This window comes from Streptomyces sp. NPDC029956 (genome assembly GCF_055574655.1).
This window is the reverse complement of sequence record NZ_JBVHZJ010000009.1, coordinates 53,655-68,900: the sequence shown is the minus strand read 5'-3', so window position 1 is coordinate 68,900 and position 15,246 is coordinate 53,655. Positions and strand designations below refer to the sequence as shown.

General features: G+C 71.5%; 16 protein-coding genes. 8 read left to right on the top strand and 8 right to left on the bottom strand.

Going from position 1 to position 15,246, the window contains the following annotated elements:
- Positions 1-111: 111 nt before the first annotated feature.
- From ACZ4XX_RS09645 to ACZ4XX_RS09625, 5 genes are read left to right on the top strand one after another with little or no spacing between them, the layout of a single operon-like run.
- Positions 112-1,242, top strand: a complete 1,131-nt coding sequence (locus tag ACZ4XX_RS09645; protein WP_468507392.1) for a hypothetical protein — start codon at positions 112-114, stop codon at positions 1,240-1,242.
- Positions 1,239-2,459, top strand: a complete 1,221-nt coding sequence (locus ACZ4XX_RS09640) for a toxic anion resistance protein (protein WP_468507391.1) — start codon at positions 1,239-1,241, stop codon at positions 2,457-2,459. The genes ACZ4XX_RS09645 and ACZ4XX_RS09640 overlap by 4 nt, the downstream gene beginning before the upstream one ends.
- Positions 2,456-4,117 (top strand): substrate-binding and vWA domain-containing protein, encoded by a 1,662-nt coding sequence (locus ACZ4XX_RS09635; RefSeq protein WP_468507390.1) that lies wholly within the window; start codon positions 2,456-2,458, stop codon positions 4,115-4,117. The genes ACZ4XX_RS09640 and ACZ4XX_RS09635 overlap by 4 nt, the downstream gene beginning before the upstream one ends.
- A complete protein-coding gene (locus ACZ4XX_RS09630) occupies positions 4,104-4,706 on the top strand; it encodes a hypothetical protein (protein WP_468507389.1) in 603 nt (200 codons plus the stop codon). Before ACZ4XX_RS09635 ends, ACZ4XX_RS09630 begins: the two co-directional genes overlap by 14 nt.
- 17 nt (positions 4,707-4,723) lie before the next feature.
- Complete coding sequence (locus tag ACZ4XX_RS09625) at positions 4,724-5,638, top strand: poly-gamma-glutamate hydrolase family protein (protein ID WP_468507388.1); 915 nt, start codon at positions 4,724-4,726, stop codon at positions 5,636-5,638.
- 138 nt (positions 5,639-5,776) lie between these two features.
- Here ACZ4XX_RS09625 and ACZ4XX_RS09620 read toward each other — a convergent pair whose 3' ends face one another.
- Complete coding sequence (locus tag ACZ4XX_RS09620) at positions 5,777-7,600, bottom strand: phosphoenolpyruvate carboxykinase (GTP) (protein WP_468507387.1); 1,824 nt, start codon at positions 7,598-7,600, stop codon at positions 5,777-5,779.
- A gap of 196 nt (positions 7,601-7,796) precedes the next feature.
- Here ACZ4XX_RS09620 and trhA point away from each other — a divergent pair, with 196 nt between their 5' ends.
- Positions 7,797-8,498 carry a PAQR family membrane homeostasis protein TrhA gene (trhA, locus tag ACZ4XX_RS09615; RefSeq protein ID WP_468507386.1) on the top strand — a complete coding sequence of 234 codons (702 nt, stop codon included), beginning with the start codon at positions 7,797-7,799 and terminating at the stop codon, positions 8,496-8,498.
- Between the two features lie 37 nt (positions 8,499-8,535).
- Here the strand turns inward: trhA and ACZ4XX_RS09610 are convergent, their stop codons facing one another.
- Genes ACZ4XX_RS09610 through ACZ4XX_RS09600 form a run of 3 tightly spaced genes read right to left on the bottom strand, consistent with a single transcriptional unit; the run spans position 8,536 to position 10,736 of the window.
- Positions 8,536-9,561 (bottom strand): glycoside hydrolase family 26 protein, encoded by a 1,026-nt coding sequence (locus tag ACZ4XX_RS09610; protein WP_468507385.1) that lies wholly within the window; start codon positions 9,559-9,561, stop codon positions 8,536-8,538.
- A 1-nt stretch (position 9,562) separates the two neighbouring features.
- Complete coding sequence (locus tag ACZ4XX_RS09605) at positions 9,563-10,213, bottom strand: vitamin K epoxide reductase family protein (protein WP_468507384.1); 651 nt, start codon at positions 10,211-10,213, stop codon at positions 9,563-9,565.
- 19 nt (positions 10,214-10,232) lie between these two features.
- A complete protein-coding gene (locus ACZ4XX_RS09600; protein ID WP_468507383.1) occupies positions 10,233-10,736 on the bottom strand; it encodes a DUF5949 family protein in 504 nt (167 codons plus the stop codon).
- A gap of 148 nt (positions 10,737-10,884) precedes the next feature.
- Between ACZ4XX_RS09600 and ACZ4XX_RS09595 the strand changes: the two genes are divergently transcribed.
- Positions 10,885-11,298 (top strand): tyrosinase family oxidase copper chaperone, encoded by a 414-nt coding sequence (locus tag ACZ4XX_RS09595; RefSeq protein ID WP_468507382.1) that lies wholly within the window; start codon positions 10,885-10,887, stop codon positions 11,296-11,298.
- Positions 11,282-12,148 (top strand): tyrosinase family protein, encoded by an 867-nt coding sequence (locus ACZ4XX_RS09590; protein ID WP_468507381.1) that lies wholly within the window; start codon positions 11,282-11,284, stop codon positions 12,146-12,148. Before ACZ4XX_RS09595 ends, ACZ4XX_RS09590 begins: the two co-directional genes overlap by 17 nt.
- Positions 12,149-12,249: 101 nt before the next feature.
- Here the strand turns inward: ACZ4XX_RS09590 and ACZ4XX_RS09585 are convergent, their stop codons facing one another.
- The 4 genes from ACZ4XX_RS09585 to ACZ4XX_RS09570 all read right to left on the bottom strand — a co-directional run bounded on the left by ACZ4XX_RS09585 (position 12,250) and on the right by ACZ4XX_RS09570 (position 14,951).
- Positions 12,250-12,525, bottom strand: coding sequence for a chaplin (locus ACZ4XX_RS09585; RefSeq protein ID WP_030324043.1), 276 nt, complete (start codon positions 12,523-12,525; stop codon positions 12,250-12,252).
- A 345-nt stretch (positions 12,526-12,870) separates the two neighbouring features.
- A complete protein-coding gene (locus tag ACZ4XX_RS09580) occupies positions 12,871-13,383 on the bottom strand; it encodes a hypothetical protein (RefSeq protein WP_468507380.1) in 513 nt (170 codons plus the stop codon).
- Positions 13,384-13,500: 117 nt separating this feature from the next.
- Positions 13,501-14,391, bottom strand: a complete 891-nt coding sequence (locus tag ACZ4XX_RS09575; RefSeq protein WP_468507379.1) for a hypothetical protein — start codon at positions 14,389-14,391, stop codon at positions 13,501-13,503.
- 278 nt (positions 14,392-14,669) lie between these two features.
- Complete coding sequence (locus ACZ4XX_RS09570; protein ID WP_468507378.1) at positions 14,670-14,951, bottom strand: hypothetical protein; 282 nt, start codon at positions 14,949-14,951, stop codon at positions 14,670-14,672.
- Between the last annotated feature and the right edge of the window lie 295 nt (positions 14,952-15,246).

Sequence of the window (15,246 nt, the reverse complement as noted above, 5' to 3'; positions counted from 1 at the left end):
CACCCACCCGGCACACCCCCGCACCGCGCCTCCGGAGATACGGGAGTCCACGCTCCGGTTCGGTACCGGGATCGCTCCTTCACCCCCCGTACACCCGCCTCCCCCTGGAATGTGGGTTTCCGTGAGCACGCTGCCCACGTGAGACGCATCCTGGGAATCGTCCTGGCCGTCCTTCTCCTCGGCGGCGTGGCCGCCGTCCTCGTGACGGGCGGCGACAAGGACACGGGCACGGCAACGAAGACCGTGCGAGGAGTCATCGGGTCGGAGAAGGCGGAGTTCTTCACCGACCCTCAGGTGGTGAAGGCCCTCGCCGCGAAGGGCTTCACCGTGGGCACCGAGACCTCCGGGTCCTGGGACATGGAGGAACTGCCCCTCGACGGTTACGACTTCGCCTTCCCGTCCTCCAAGGCCCCGGCCGACGGGCTGCGCGCGAAGGCCGCGCAGAAGACGAAGGCGACGACCGCACCGCTGCGGCCCTTCTACTCGCCGCTCGTCGTCGTCGCGCACAGCGCCGCCGCCCGGGTCCTCGCCGACAACGGCCTCGCGACCCTCGGGCCGCGCGGCACCAACGGCACCCTGAAGATGGCCCCCTATCTCGCGGCGGCCCGCGCCGACCGGACCTGGCAGCAGCTCAAGGGCTCCGCCGGTCACGCCGAGCTGAGCGGCACCCTCTTCATCACCTCCACCGATCCGGTCGCCTCCAACTCGGGCGCCCTCTACCTCGCCGCCGCGAGCTACGTCGCCGACGGCGGCCGGGTCGCGGGCGACAAGGCGGCCGTCGCCCGCACCGCACCGCTCCTGCGCAAGCTCGTCCAGGTGCAGGGCGCCCAGCAGTCCGGTTCGGACGCCCCCTTCCGGGACTTCATCAGCGGCGTCGGCAACCCGCTCGTCCTCGTGTACGAGTCCCAGGTCGCCGCCCAGCTCCTGGCCGGCCGGCCGATGGGCGACCTCGTCGTCCTCTACCCGGACACCACGGTCAGCAGCGACCACACCCTCGTACCGCTCACCGAGAACGGCCGGGCTCTCGGCGAACTCCTCTCCACCGACCCAGAGTTGCGCAGGCTCGCGGTCCGCCACGGCTTCCGGCCGCAGGGCGCGGCGAGCGAGTTCACCACCGCGACCCAGCGCCACACCGCCTACCTCAACCAGACGCTGACCGGTGTCCGCCAGGCGCCCGTGCCCACCGGCAAGGTGCTGCACGAGATGGCCCTGCGGGCCCGCGACCAGGTGGACACCGCATGACCACGCCCGAGGATCCGAGAAGGACGATGGCCCTGACACCTCCCGAGCACGACACCCCGCTGGTCCTCACCCCGCCCGAGCCCGTGCCGCCGGTCCGCGCCGAGCAGGCCTCCGGCCTGGTGCCGATCGACGAGACCACCCGTACGGAGCTGTCCCGGCGGGCCGCCGAGTACGTCGGCTCGATCGAGGGCCTCGACCCGCGCTCCCCCGAGTTCGCCGGCCGCATCGGCGAGATCGCGGGACTCGGCGCGGGCGAGATGCGGGCCGCTGCCCAGCAGTCGAACCGGATGCTGGACCGTACGGTCCGCTCGCTGGACTCCGGAGCCGGCGGCGGCGACGCCGGGTCCCGGGTCGGCTCCTCCCTCGTCGAACTCCGGCGCACGATCACGGACCTGGACCCCCGCGCCACCCCAGGCAAGGGCTTCAAGGGACTCCTCTCGAAGCTCCCCGGGGGCAACCGGCTCCGCGACCACGTCGCCGCGTACGCCTCCTCGCAGGCCGCGCTGAACCGGATCGTCGGATCTCTGCGCGGCGGCCAGGACGAACTGCGCCGTGACAACGCCGCGTTGCAGACGGAGCGGGCCCGGCTCTGGGAGACCATGGGCAAGCTCCAGGAGTACGCGGTGCTCACCGACGCGCTCGACGCGGCCGTGGAGCGGCGCGTCGCCACCACGGCCGACCCGGCCCAGGCGGACGCCCTGCGCGCGGACGTCCTCTTCCCGGTCCGCCAGAAACACCAGGACCTGCTGACCCAACTCGCCGTCTGCGCCCAGGGGTACCTGGCGATGGACGTGGTCCGCCGGAACAACGACGAGCTGATCAGGGGCGTGGACCGGGCGGCGACGACGACCGTCTCCGCGCTGCGGATCGCGGTGATGCTGGCCTCGGCGCTGGAGCACCAGGGGAAGGTCACCGAGCAGGTGAACGCCCTGCGCTCGACGACCGAGGACCTGATCCGCGGCAACGCCGAGATGCTCGCCACCCAGGCGGGCGAGATCCAGCGGATCGCGGCGGACCCCGCGGTGGGCGCCGAGACGCTCCGCACGGCGTTCCAGCAGATCTACCGGACCCTCGACGCCATCGACACGTACAAGGCGCGGGCGACGGAGTCGATGGCGGCGACGGTCGAGTCGCTGACCGCCGAACTGCAGGAGGCGAGCGCCCACCTGGCACGCAGCCGCCGCACCGGCGCCCTGGAGGGTGGTGACCTCGCATGACGACCCGCATCACGCCTCACATGACGACCCGCATGACGCCCCGCACCCACGCCTCTCCCCGCAGCCGCGGCCACCGCCCCCGTTCCCTGTCCCGCGCCGTAGCCGGACTCGCCCTCGCCCTGCTCGCCACCGGCTGCACCGGCGGGTCCGGGGACAGCGGCGGCGACGCCACCGGCCGGCCCGACGGGCAGGGCCGGGAGGCCGCCGCGGGCACGCTCCGGGTCCTCGCCTCCTCCGAGCTCGCCGACATGGCCCCGATCCTCGAAGCGGCCCGCGCGTCCACCGGCGTCACCGTCCGGCCCACCTACGCCGGCACCCTCGACGCCGTCGAGCAGATCGCGTCCGGGAGGGCGGAGCAGGAGTACGACGCGGTCTGGCTCTCCTCCAACGACTATCTGCGGCTGCGCCCGGACACCGCCCGGAGGATCACCGGTGAGACTCCGATCATGACCTCGCCCGTCGCCCTCGGGGTGCGGCCGGAGGTCGTCGCCCGGCTCGGCTGGGACCCGGCCGAGGTCACCTGGTCGCAGCTGCACCGGGCGGTCGCCGACGGGAAGCTGACGTACGGCATGACCGACCCGATGCGCTCCAACTCGGGCTTCTCCGCACTGGTCTCGGTCGCCTCCGGTCTCTCCGGTGCGCAGGCCGCGCTCACCGAGCGCGACGTCGCCGAGGCCACCCCGCGGCTCAAGGAGTTCTTCACCGGTCAGAAGCTGACCTCGGGCTCCTCCGGCTGGCTCGCCACCGCGTACACCCGCCGCACCGATGTCGACGCGCTCGTCAACTACGAGTCGGTGCTGCTGTCCGCGCCCGGCGGGCTGACGGTGATCCGGCCGTCCGACGGCGTCGTGACGGCCGACTACCCGCTGACCCTGCTCACCTCCGCCCGCCCGAAGGCGAAGGCGGCGGCCGGGAAGCTCACCGCGTTCCTGCGGACCCCGGACGCCCAGCGGCAGATCACCGAGAAGACCCTCCGCCGCCCGGTCGTCCCCGATGTCCGCCCGGCCTCGGCGCTCGCCCGGGACCAGCGGCGCGAGCTGCCGTTCCCCGGCAGCCGGAAGGTGGCGGACGGGCTGCTCGACGCGTACGACAACACCCTGCGCCGGCCGTCCCGCACGGTGTACGTGCTCGACACCTCGGGTTCGATGAGCGGTGAGCGGCTCGAACGCCTCAAGAAGGCGCTGGTCGAGCTGACCGGCGACTTCCGGGACCGGGAGGAGGTCACCCTGATGCCCTTCGGTTCGGTCGTGAAGCAGGACGAGGTCCGTACGCACACGGTCGATCCGGCCTCGCCGCAGGCGGCTCTCGACGCGATCAGGGGGGACGCGCGGAAGCTCTCGGCCTCCGGCGGCACGGCGATCTACTCCAGCCTGGAGGAGGCGTACCGCTTCCTGGGGAAGTCCCGCGGTGACGCGTTCACCTCGATCGTCCTGATGACGGACGGGGAGAACACCGACGGTGCCCCGGCCGGCGCGTTCGACGGCTTCTACACGTCCCTGTCCGCCGATCAGAAGCGCACGCCGGTCTTCCCGATCCTCTTCGGGGACTCCGACCGCGGCGAGCTCGACCACATCGCGAGCCTGACCGGCGGCAAGCTCTTCGACGCCCGGCAGGGGTCGCTGGACGGCGCCTTCGAGGAGATCCGTGGCTACCAGTGAGAGACCGGGGAACGCCGTGCTCCGGTACGCCGAGTCCCGCAAGAACCTCCTCGGCTCCCTCTGCGGTCTCGCCGGTGTCGGCATCGCCCTCACCGGGGCCGCGGGCGCCCTCTGGCCCCTGGTGGTCGGCGGCCTGTACGCGGCGGGAGCGCTGATCGCCCCGCCCGACCGGCCGGCGGCCCCGGAGTTCACCGAGGAGGGGGACCGGCTCGACGGACTGCGGGCCGACTTCACCAGGCTGCGCGCGTACCTGGCGGAGGCGGAGCTGCCGCCCGGCGCGCGCGAGCGGCTCAGGGCGCTCGACACCCTCGTCGAGGCCCTGTTGGAACCGGGCTGGGTGAGCGACCCGGAGCACCTGCACGTGCTGGCCCGCGCGGTCCGCCAGGACATCCCGGAGGCCGTCGACACCTTCGTACGGACCCGGTGGTGGTCCCGGTTCACCCCGGGCACGGAGCAGCCGGAGCACCACCTGGAACGCCAGCTGGCCGCGCTCCACGAGGAGGCGACGGCGATCGCCGCCGCTCTTCAGGAGGCGGAGGCCGTCCGGCAGGAGACCCACACCCGGTACGTGGAGGGGCGGGACAGATGATCGGTTAAGTTCCGCGCATGACTCTTACCGAACGCACCACGTCCCGTCGTACCGTCCTGACCGCCCTGGCCGCCGCGGCCACGGTGGGAGGCCCGATCCTGTCCCAGCTCGCCACCGCGGCACCGGCCGCCGCCGCCACGGCCGCCGACCCGGCCGAATACCCCTCGAACACCGCTCTCTACAAGGACACGAACCTGGTCGAGGGCACCTCGTACAGCCGCCGTTACCGCCGCCATCAGCAGTTCGACCTCAAGATGGGCGAGACGTACGACTTCCCGCGCACCGCGGTCCTCGCGCTGCACGGCGGCGGCATCGAGATCGGCACGAGCGAGCTCTGCCTGGGCATCGCCGGTTACAGCCCGAGCGACTCCGCGGGCGCCCCGATCCTGCCGTCCGTGCACGACTACTTCATGTTCGAGGGCCTGCTCTCCTCCGGCAACCGCGCCCTGCACGTCACCTCGAAGAACTGCGACGACCACGTCGCCCTGTCGACCGCGGCGAGCCACCTCAACGTGCTGTCCCTGCACGGCTGCCAGTTCGACCAGCTGAAGCTGCCCACGTCCACGTTCTCGTCCACCGGCAACCGGGGCGTCGCTGTGGTCGGCGGTCTCAACGCCGACTTCCGTGCGGCCCTGGTGACGGAGATCAACAGCGCGGGCTTCCAGGCGGTCGACGCCTACGACTCCCGGTACTCCGCCACGCTCGGCGACTTCAACGGCAGCCACGTCACCAACCCGTGCAACCTCACGATGCTGGCCAAGGGCGCCCAGCTGGAGCTGACCACGGAGCTGCGCGAGAGCCTCTTCGGCGACTCGTCCTCCCGTTCCGCCCGCGCGGCCACCTGGAACGCGTCGGACGGCCGTTTCGAGAGCTTCCGCGACGCCTGCCGCAGAGCGATCGCGACCGTCGAGGCCGGCCAGCCGATCCTCTGACCCGTACGGCTGCGGACATGCGCCGGCCCCCGGGGCCTGAGGGGGCTCCGGGGGCCGGTTGCGTCGTGGTGAGCCGTCGTGACCCCACTGGTCAGGGCGGTATCTCGGGGCAACCCACCACGAGTCTGCGGTGCGGGATCAGCCCAGGCGCTCGACGAGTGCGTGGTACTGGTCCCACAGCTCCTTCGGCGTGTGGTCGCCGAAGGTGTTGAGGTGGTCGGGGACGAGGGCGGCTTCCTCGCGCCACACGTCTCGGTCGACCTTGAGGAGGAACTCCAGGTCCTCGGCCGGCAGGTCGAGGCCCTCGGTGTCGAGGGACTCCGCGGTCGGCAGGATGCCGATCGGGGTCTCGACGCCCTCGGCCTTGCCCTCCAGGCGCTCGACGATCCACTTGAGGACGCGGCTGTTCTCGCCGAAGCCGGGCCAGACGAACTTGCCGGCGTCGTTCTTGCGGAACCAGTTCACGTAGTAGATCTTCGGCAGCTTGGCCGCGTCCGCGGTGGCGCCGACCTTGACCCAGTGGGCCATGTAGTCGCCCATGTTGTAGCCGCAGAACGGCAGCATGGCGAAGGGGTCGCGGCGCAGCTCGCCGACCTTGCCCTCGGCGGCGGCGGTCTTCTCGGAGGCGACGTTCGCACCGAGGAAGACGCCGTGGTTCCAGTCGAAGGACTCGGTGACCAGCGGGACGGCGGAGGCGCGGCGGCCACCGAAGAGGATCGCCGAGATCGGGACGCCCTTGGTGTCCTCCCACTCGGGGGCGATCGTCGGGCACTGCCCGGCCGGGACGGTGAAGCGGGCGTTCGGGTGGGCGGCCGGCGTCTCGGACTCGGGCGTCCAGTCGTTGCCCTTCCAGTCCGTGAGGTGCGCGGGGGCCGTCTCGGTCATCCCCTCCCACCACACGTCGTTGTCGTCCGTGAGGGCGACGTTGGTGAAGACGGAGTTGCCCCAGAGGGTCTTCATGGCGTTGGCGTTGGTGTGCTCGCCGGTGCCGGGCGCGACGCCGAAGAAGCCGGCCTCGGGGTTGATCGCGTAGAGACGACCGTCCTCGCCGAAGCGCATCCAGGCGATGTCGTCGCCGATGGTCTCGACGGTCCAGCCGGAGATCGTGGGCTCCAGCATGGCCAGGTTCGTCTTGCCGCAGGCCGACGGGAAGGCCGCGGCGACGTACTTCGCCTCGCCCTGCGGCGGGGTGAGCTTGAGGATCAGCATGTGCTCGGCGAGCCAGCCCTCGTCACGCGCCATGACGGAGGCGATGCGGAGCGCGTAGCACTTCTTGCCGAGCAGGGCGTTGCCGCCGTAGCCGGATCCGTACGACCAGATCTCGCGGCTCTCGGGGAAGTGCGAGATGTACTTGGTGGAGTTGCAGGGCCACGGCACGTCCTCCTGGCCCTCCTCCAGGGGGGCGCCGAGGGTGTGGACGGCCTTGACGAAGAAGCCGTCGGTGCCGAGCTCGTCGAGGACGGGCTGTCCCATGCGGGTCATGGTGCGCATGGAGACGGCGACGTACGCGGAGTCGGTGATCTCGACGCCGATGGCGGAGAGCGGGGAGCCGACCGGGCCCATGCAGAAGGGCACGACGTACATGGTGCGGCCACGCATCGAGCCGCGGAAGATGCCCTTCTCGCCCGCAAAGATGTCCTTCATCTCCGCCGGGGCCTTCCAGTGGTTGGTCGGGCCCGCGTCCTCCTCCTTCTCGGAGCAGATGAAGGTCCGGTCCTCGACGCGCGCGACGTCGGTCGGGTCGGAGGCGGCGTAGTACGAGTTCGGGCGCTTCACCGGGTCGAGCTTCGTGAAGGTTCCCCTGGCGACGAGCTCCTCGCACAGGCGCTCGTACTCGGCCTCGGAGCCGTCGCACCAGACGATGTCGTCCGGCTGGGTGATCTCCGCGATCTCGTTCACCCAGGAGACGAGCTCCTGGTGCTGGGTCGGAAGGGTCTGGGGAGCCGCGTTGTCGCGCGCCACGATTGCTCCTTGTAGAGGGGTTTTTTGGTGTGTGCCCCGTGGGGGCCGCGACCCGGATGCTTCGTAGCTGCTCATCCGGTGCCGACCGCACTCATTTGATCATCCGACGGATCCGCCCATATGTCCAGGGGCACGCACACGTGAGCATCGCCACTCGTATCCGCGACCTACGGGCCCGTAGGTACGATTCCGTTCCATGACTGCAGCCACGCCGGAAGTGACCCCGACCGAGCCGAACGCGGCCGGCGAACCCCCGTCGCTCCCGCTCAAGCCCCGGCTCAGAGGCTGGCTGCACGCGGGCATGTTCCCCGCCGTGATCGTCGCCGGCCTGGTCCTGGTCGCCCTCTCCGACTCGCCCCGCGCCCGCATCGCCTGCGGGATCTACGTCCTCACCGCCTGCCTGCTCTTCGGCATCAGCGCGCTGTACCACCGCGGCGACTGGGGCCCGCGCGGCGAAGCCATCCTCCGGCGCCTCGACCACGCCAACATCTTCCTGATCATCGCGGGCACCTACACCCCGCTCACCCTGCTGCTGCTCCCCGACTCCACCGGCCGCCCGCTCATGTGGGCGGTCTGGGCGGCGGCCCTCGCCGGCATCGCCTTCCGGGTCTTCTGGGTCGGCGCCCCGCGCTGGCTCTACACGCCCTGCTACATCGCGATGGGCTGGGCCGCCGTCTTCTTCCTGCCCGACTTCATGCGCGCGGGCGGCATCGCCGTCCTCGTCCTCGTCATCGTCGGCGGACTGCTCTACAGCGCGGGCGGCGTCATCTACGGCATCAAGCGCCCGAACCCCTCGCCGCGCTGGTTCGGCTTCCACGAGGTCTTCCACTCGCTGACCCTGGCCGCCTTCATCGTCCACTACGTCGGCATCTCCCTGGTGGCCTACCAGCACGCCTGACCGGACACCGGGAAGCCGCACGGGAACGGCCGGCTCCTCACGGGCCGGCCGGCGGCCCTCCCAGCGCCTTCCTGACCACCCGGGCCGACTCCGGATTGTCGGCGCACCCCCACACCCCGTGCGGGCAGTAGTCGGTGACCGTCTGGTAGACGGGCCGATGGGCCGCGAACCAGTCCAGCATCCCCCGCACGTACGCAGGGTTGTCGCCGTTCCGGAAGAGCCCCCACTCCGGGTACGAGACCGGCTTGCCGTGCGCCGCCGCGAACCGCACATGGTGTTCGAGCCCGTACTCCTCGGCCACCTGGTCCTCGAAGGAGAGCCCCGCGGGCTGGTCGTACGCGTCCATCCCGATGATGTCGACGACGTCGTCCCCCGGGTAGCAGCGCGGCCACTCCACGGCGTCCCGCCCCCGGCTCGGGGTGAAGTCGAAGCGGAACCGCTGCCCCGCCACCCCCCGCAGCACCTCGACCACCCGGCGCCAGTACGCCTTCCAGGCCTCCGGGTCCGGCCCGCAGCGATGGCTGTACGTGGTGCCGTTCATCTCCCAGCCGAGCACCAGGACCGCGTCCCCGAGCCCGTGCTCCACCAGCCGCTCCCCCAGCGTCCGGAAGTGCCCGTCGAAGGCGCCGTCCGCGCCGCGCCGCAGCCCCGCCCGCACCTCGGCGTCCGGGAGCCCCGCCTCGCTGCGGTCCATCATCGGCACGTTCAACACGAAGAGACGCCCCGGCCGCGCCTCCTTCCAGCTCGCCCATGGCTCGAAGAGCGCCGGATGGCCCTCGATGTTGGACCAGCGGTCGCCCGGCAGATAGGTGTGCCCGACGGTCAGCGACCCGCCGCCGAGCCAGGCCTGCGCCTGGGCGATCCTGCGCACCCCGGCCTCGTCGGAGCCGGTGAAGAACCCGGACGGCACCCCGGGCAGCGGACCCGGATCCGGCTCGGGCGCCGCCCGGGTCCCGGCATGCCGGTCGCCGGGCGCGATCCGGTCGTACGGCAGCAGGAACACCAGAACGGCCGCGAGCAGCACGAGAAGTGCGGCCCGCGGCCCGGGAAGGAGACGGCTCACGTCAGCTCGTCCAGAATTCCCACCATCGGGTCAGGATCAGCATCCCGATGATCCCGATGTGCAGGACGGGCAGGGCGAAGGCGAACTCGCCGACGAAGGTCCGCACCCCCGCAGGAGCGGGGATCACCCCGTGCCGGACGTTGTGCGCGGTGACGTACCAGAACATGACGATGGTGGCGACCCAGGCCAGGCAGCACCACAGACACAGCGCGTTGATCTCGTACAGCGACTGGTACATCAGCCAGGTGCAGAAGCCGACGCCGAAGAGCATGCCGGCGTTGAGGCCGAGCCACAGCCAGCCCCGGTAGCGGGCCCCGGCGAGGAGCCCGGCTCCGAGGGCGACGACGACGGCGTACGTGACGAGCCCGAGCATCGGGTTGGGGAAGCCGAAGACCCCCGCCTGCTCGCTCTTCATGATGTTGCCGCAGGACACGACCGGGTTGAGGCTGCACCCGGGCTGGAAGCCCGGGTCCTCGAGCAGCTTGAACTTGTCGATCGTGATCACCCAGCCGGACAGCACGCCCGCCGCCCCGGTGATCATCAGCATCCAGGCGAGGGCCCGGCTCCCGCCGATCGTCCCCGCGGTCTCCCGCGCGGCCTCCTGCTCCTGCCGCTGCTCCGGCACCCCGCCCCGTACGTTCACCGTCGCCATGACGCGACCCCCTTCCCGCTCAGCCCTGCAGACGCCGGACGGGCATCAGGACGTGGGCGCTCTGCTTGAGCATCTCCTCGTCGGAGACGAACGCCCGCAGCTGCGCCTCGTCGACCGGCCGGCCGGGAACCGCCTCGGGCCAGGGCCGCACCGAGCAGATCAGGTAGACCTGGCCGCGCTCGCGGGCCGCCTCCTGCCACTCGTCGGGCACCGGGCACTGCACCTTCAGGAAGGGCAGGTTGAGGACGGCGGAGCCGCCCTCGACGAGCAGCGAGGCGGTGATCCCGGCGTCCTTGTCCAGGTCGAAGAGCCGGTCGCCGACGGAGAGGCCCATGGCCTCGAGGGCGGTCCGCATGGCCTGCTGACCCGCCTCCGGACCGTCCCGGCCGTCGCCGAGCGAATACGCCATGAGAAACGGCGTACCGGCCGAATCGGCGGAGGGCTCGCTGGACCACGGGATCACCGTGAGAGTTCCCAGCGGAGAGGCGCTGCGCGCCGAGGAAACGACGTTGGATGTGGTCATGAATCGGATGCTAGTGCTCCAACCACCCTTTCCCCGCGCCGTTTTCACTCGAACGGCCGACATTCACGCCGCTGGCATTTCCGCCGCAACGAACCCGGGTTTTCATCGTTGTGCCCTGAGGGCTCCCCCGACCCCGAGGAGATCACTCATGATCGTCCCGCGCCGCGTCGCATTGCGGTCCCTCTTCGCGCTGGCCGTCACCGCTTTCACGGGGGGCGCACTCGGCCGCATCACGACCCGCCCGTCCTCCGGAGCACCCGCGGAGGAGGCACGCGACCCGCACGCCTTCGACGAGATGTACGGGGGCCGCCGCATCCTGGGCTTCTCCGGCGTCGAGGGCGAGCCGGTGGCCCTCGTCGACGGCCGGCCGCTGCATCTGATGCGCTGCGCCGACGGCGGTTACGTCACCCCGATCGACCACTACGAGTCCAGCCCGACGCCGCTGGCGGCCGTCCGTGCGGCCGTGGACGAGCTGGGCACCGCCCGGCTGTCGCCGCTCGCCGCCGCCCATGGCGTCCACACCGACCCGACGGGAGGGAGCCCGCGTGGTGTACACGCGTAAGAACCAGCGCGATCTGACCGGCGCCGAGCGCCGGAAGTTCGTCGCCGCCGTCCTGGAGCTCAAGCGCACGGGGGCGTACGACCGCTTCGTCCGCACCCACATCGACCACTACACGGCCGACGGGGAGGGCCGGCTCCGGGTCGCCCACATGACGCCGAGCTTCCTGCCCTGGCACCGCAAGTTCCTGCTGGAGTTCGAGACGGCGCTGCGCCGGATCGACCCGACGGTCTCCGTCCCGTACTGGGACTGGACCCGCGACAACAGTCCGGCGTCCTCGCTCTGGGGCGAGGACTTCCTGGGCGGAAACGGGCGCCGGTCCGATCTCCAGGTGATGACCGGCCCCTTCGCGCACTCCTCCGGACGCTGGACGATCACCCAGTCGATGACCGAGGAACGCTTCCTGACCAGGGACTTCGGCCGCCCTCGCGACCCCGTCGCGCTGCCGACGCCGGCCCAGCTCGACGAGGTGATGCGGGAGCGGGTGTACGACGTGACGCCGTGGAACTCGACGAGCGCCTCCGGCTTCCGCAACCGCCTGGAGGGCTGGGCGCCGGGCCGGGGCAACGAACGGTTCCGCATCCACAACCGGGTGCACCGCTGGGTCGGCGGTCTGATGCTCGGCGGCGGCTCCGTGAACGACCCGGTGTTCTGGCTGCACCACTCGTTCGTCGACCTGATCTGGTCGCGCTGGCAGCAGCGCAACCCGGGGGCCGCGTACCTCCCCGCGGAGCCGCCGCCGCTCGGGGACGCGCAGTACCGCAAGGTCGTCGCCCGGCACGAACCGATGGCGCCCTGGGGAGTGACGCCGACGTCGATGTTCGACCACAGCCGGATCTACCGCTACGCCTGAGGCCCCGGGGGTCCCGAGAGGCCCGCCGGAGGCGCCCCGCGCCCCGTACACACGTGTCCCCCCGACCCGGCCGGGTCGGGGGGACACGTCGTCACGGGGGATCAGCCGCCGTAGCCGCCGTCACCGTTGTCGTGGCCGTCGGCGTTGATGCAGGTGTTGCCGAACGCCGGGTTCAGCAGACCGATGACGTTGACGGTGTTGCCGCAGAGGTTGACCGGGACGTGCACCGGGACCTGGACGACGTTGCCGGAGGCGACACCGGGCGAGTGGGCGGCGACGGCCTCGGCGCCCGAGTCGGCGACGGCCAGGCCGGCTCCGCTGAGGGCAACGGCACCCGTGCCGGCGAGAACAGCGGCAGCCTTCGCGATGCGAGACATCAAGAACTCCTTGGACGTGGAAAGCGACCGCAGGAATCACGGCCGTCATTCCCGTTCAACGCCGCACCACGGACCGGGTCACGGCCGTTGGGCCGAAAGGGAGGAAGCAAAACCGAAAAATGACCCACGGTCCGAAACCGTCCGCCGCCGGATACGACGGGACGGCCTCGGTCCGCGGGCCGCGGCCATGCGACAAGCCTCCTCTTGCAACGAACGAAAGCCCTTTCGGTGGCGGGGAAGAATCGTGCCTTCACCCACCGGGCCGCCGATCGCACAGAAGAACGAATTCGGGTGCGAATGCGAGAACGGGCTTTCGCCCGCCGCATCTCGACGAGTCCCGCCGCGTCAGCGCGCCTCGGGCGCCAGACCGAGCTGGGAGTCCAGCGCACCGCTCACCATCGGGGGCAGCAGGCCGACCCGGGGCTTCGCGAGGTCCGGAAGGCCCGCGAGACCGTCGCCCTCGGGCGCGACCACCGGGTTGCCGACGACCGCGCCCGGGGTGGCCGCCGCCATCTCCGAGTGCGGGGTGGCGAAGAGCGCACGGCCGGGCTCGCTGTCCTTGACGACCTCGGGCAGGGGGGCGTCCACCACCGTCGCGGGGAGGGTGCCGGCGAGCGGCACGCTGGGCAGTGCGACGTCGGGCAGCGAACCGAGGCCCTTCTGGAAGCCGGTGGGTGCGCCGGGCATCGGGACGGGTACGCCGGTGGCCACCGTGGGGGCGTCCATCGGGAGCACCGGCTCGAGCCCCTGGAGGGGGACGATCACCGGCGCCTCGACGGCCGAGGCCGGGGCGGCCAGGGCGGCGGAGGCGAATGCGGTCATGAGGAGTCCCATGCCGACGTGAGAGCGCAGAGTCATGTTCTGACAACGAGACCTTCGGGGGAACGTCGCCGGAACTCCCCCATGTGCAGCAACGGGCGGGGCCCTCACCGGTGACGGTGAGGGCCCCGGTTGACGCTCGGCCGGTGCAGGGCGTCAGTGGCGGCGGGCGATCCGGCCACCGCGGAGGTACACGACGGTGCCGCCGATGATCAGTGCGGCACTGATCGCGGCCGCACCCATGAGCATGGGCTCGCTACCCGTCTCGGGGAGCTCGGGCGGGGTGGTGGGAGGCGTGGTCGGCGTATGCGTCGGCTCCTCGCAACCGGGCTCCGGCTCCTCGCCCGGCGGGGGCTCCTCGCACTCACCCGGGTGGGTCGGCGGACGCGTCGTGGGGTGCGTCGTGGGAGGCGTGGTCGGCGGGTGCGTCGTGGGAGGGGTCGTCGGCGGATGCGTCGGCGGGTGCGTCGTCGGCGGATGCGTCGTGGGAGGCGTCGTCGGCGGATGCGTCGGCGGATGCGTCGTGGGAGGCGTCGTCGGCGGATGCGTCGGCGGGTGCGTCGTGGGAGGCGTCGTCGGCGGATGCGTCGGCGGGTGCGTCGTGGGAGGCGTCGTCGGCGGATGCGTCGGCGGATGCGTCGTGGGAGGCGTCGTCGGCGGATGCGTCGGCGGATGCGTCGTGGGAGGCGTCGTCGGCGGGTGGGTCGGCGGGTGGGTCGGCGGGTGGGTCGGCGGGTGCGTGGGTTCACCCGGATGAGTCGGCTCGCCGGGGTGCGTAGGTTCACCCGGCTCGTCGCCGTAGCCGCCGGGACCCTCCGCCTGGGCGCAGAGGTCACCGACGGCCGCGGCGACGTAACCGCCGAGTTCCATGCTCTTTCCGCAGACGTCCGCAGGCAGCGGGGCCTGGACGTGACCGGCATGACCGGGACCCGGACCGTCTCCCGTACCGGCATGGGAGTTCGCGGCCAGGGCGAATCCGCCGGTCAGCGACAGGATGCCGGTCGCTGCCGCCGCGGTGAGTACTTTCCTGCTGATGATGGACCGCATACCGCTCTTCCTCTGGAGAAAGGGAGAGACCGGCGAGGATCCCCCCTCGCTCCGACCGGCCTGATCCACGCCGACGTTCGCGTGGGACTGGCCAGAGGGTATGGGTCGGCGGACCCCGCGCAACGGGGGCCACACGGCAGCTGATCAGAAAATCATTCGATCAGCCGACCGTGGGAGACGGTGGCGTCGAGGCCACCGCAAGTGCCCGGAAAGGCGGTACTGCTGATACGGCGTCAGTGGTGCTGCTGATGCGACGTCAGTCGAGTGACGGCCCGGCGTCAGCCACCGATCGGCAGGCCACCGCCGACCGGAAGGCCACCCAGCAGCGAGCCGCCCTTGGTGGTCTCGTTCAGCTGGGTCGCGGTGTCCGTGACGGTCTTGACCGGGGAGCCGTCCGTGGTGCTGCTCAGGACGTCCGACTTCAGCCCATTGGCGGCGATCGCTTCGAGGCCACCGTTCAGGCTGGTGGGGGTGAGCGCCTCCGTGGCCATGGCGGGCGCGGCCGCGCCGAGGGCCATCAGCGAACCGGCGACGACCGCGGCGACCTTGGTGGGCTTCATGGGATGAGTCCTTCCTCTATACCTTCAAGTCACGTACTGCACAGGCTTCTTGGCCGAATCCCGCGCACTTTGTTCTGCTTCTGTAACGAACGGCGTGCCGCACGGAAACTCCGGAAGGAAGGATTTCTCGACACTGCACCCGATCGATGCGGACCGGTGCTATTTGCCGATCGCACACCGCCGCGGCCGGGCCGAGCCCCCGCCGCACACACCTGTGCCGGGGGGGGGGGGGGGGGGGGGGGGGGGGGGGGGGGGGGGGGGGGGGGGAGAACGCAAAGAGGGCGGGAGGGGCGGA

Bases quoted from the DNA above. Each gene is read 5' to 3' on its own strand.
- ACZ4XX_RS09605 (WP_468507384.1), bottom strand. From the start codon at position 10,213: ATGGCGACGGTGAACGTACGGGGCGGGGTGCCGGAGCAGCGGCAGGAG.
- ACZ4XX_RS09585 (WP_030324043.1), bottom strand. From the start codon at position 12,525: ATGTCTCGCATCGCGAAGGCTGCCGCTGTTCTCGCCGGCACGGGTGCC.
- ACZ4XX_RS09580 (WP_468507380.1), bottom strand. From the start codon at position 13,383: ATGACTCTGCGCTCTCACGTCGGCATGGGACTCCTCATGACCGCATTC.
- trhA (WP_468507386.1), top strand. From the start codon at position 7,797: ATGACTGCAGCCACGCCGGAAGTGACCCCGACCGAGCCGAACGCGGCC.
- ACZ4XX_RS09600 (WP_468507383.1), bottom strand. From the start codon at position 10,736: ATGACCACATCCAACGTCGTTTCCTCGGCGCGCAGCGCCTCTCCGCTG.
- ACZ4XX_RS09625 (WP_468507388.1), top strand. From the start codon at position 4,724: ATGACTCTTACCGAACGCACCACGTCCCGTCGTACCGTCCTGACCGCC.
- ACZ4XX_RS09635 (WP_468507390.1), top strand. From the start codon at position 2,456: ATGACGACCCGCATCACGCCTCACATGACGACCCGCATGACGCCCCGC.
- ACZ4XX_RS09575 (WP_468507379.1), bottom strand. From the start codon at position 14,391: ATGCGGTCCATCATCAGCAGGAAAGTACTCACCGCGGCGGCAGCGACC.
- ACZ4XX_RS09570 (WP_468507378.1), bottom strand. From the start codon at position 14,951: ATGAAGCCCACCAAGGTCGCCGCGGTCGTCGCCGGTTCGCTGATGGCC.
- ACZ4XX_RS09595 (WP_468507382.1), top strand. From the start codon at position 10,885: ATGATCGTCCCGCGCCGCGTCGCATTGCGGTCCCTCTTCGCGCTGGCC.
- ACZ4XX_RS09640 (WP_468507391.1), top strand. From the start codon at position 1,239: ATGACCACGCCCGAGGATCCGAGAAGGACGATGGCCCTGACACCTCCC.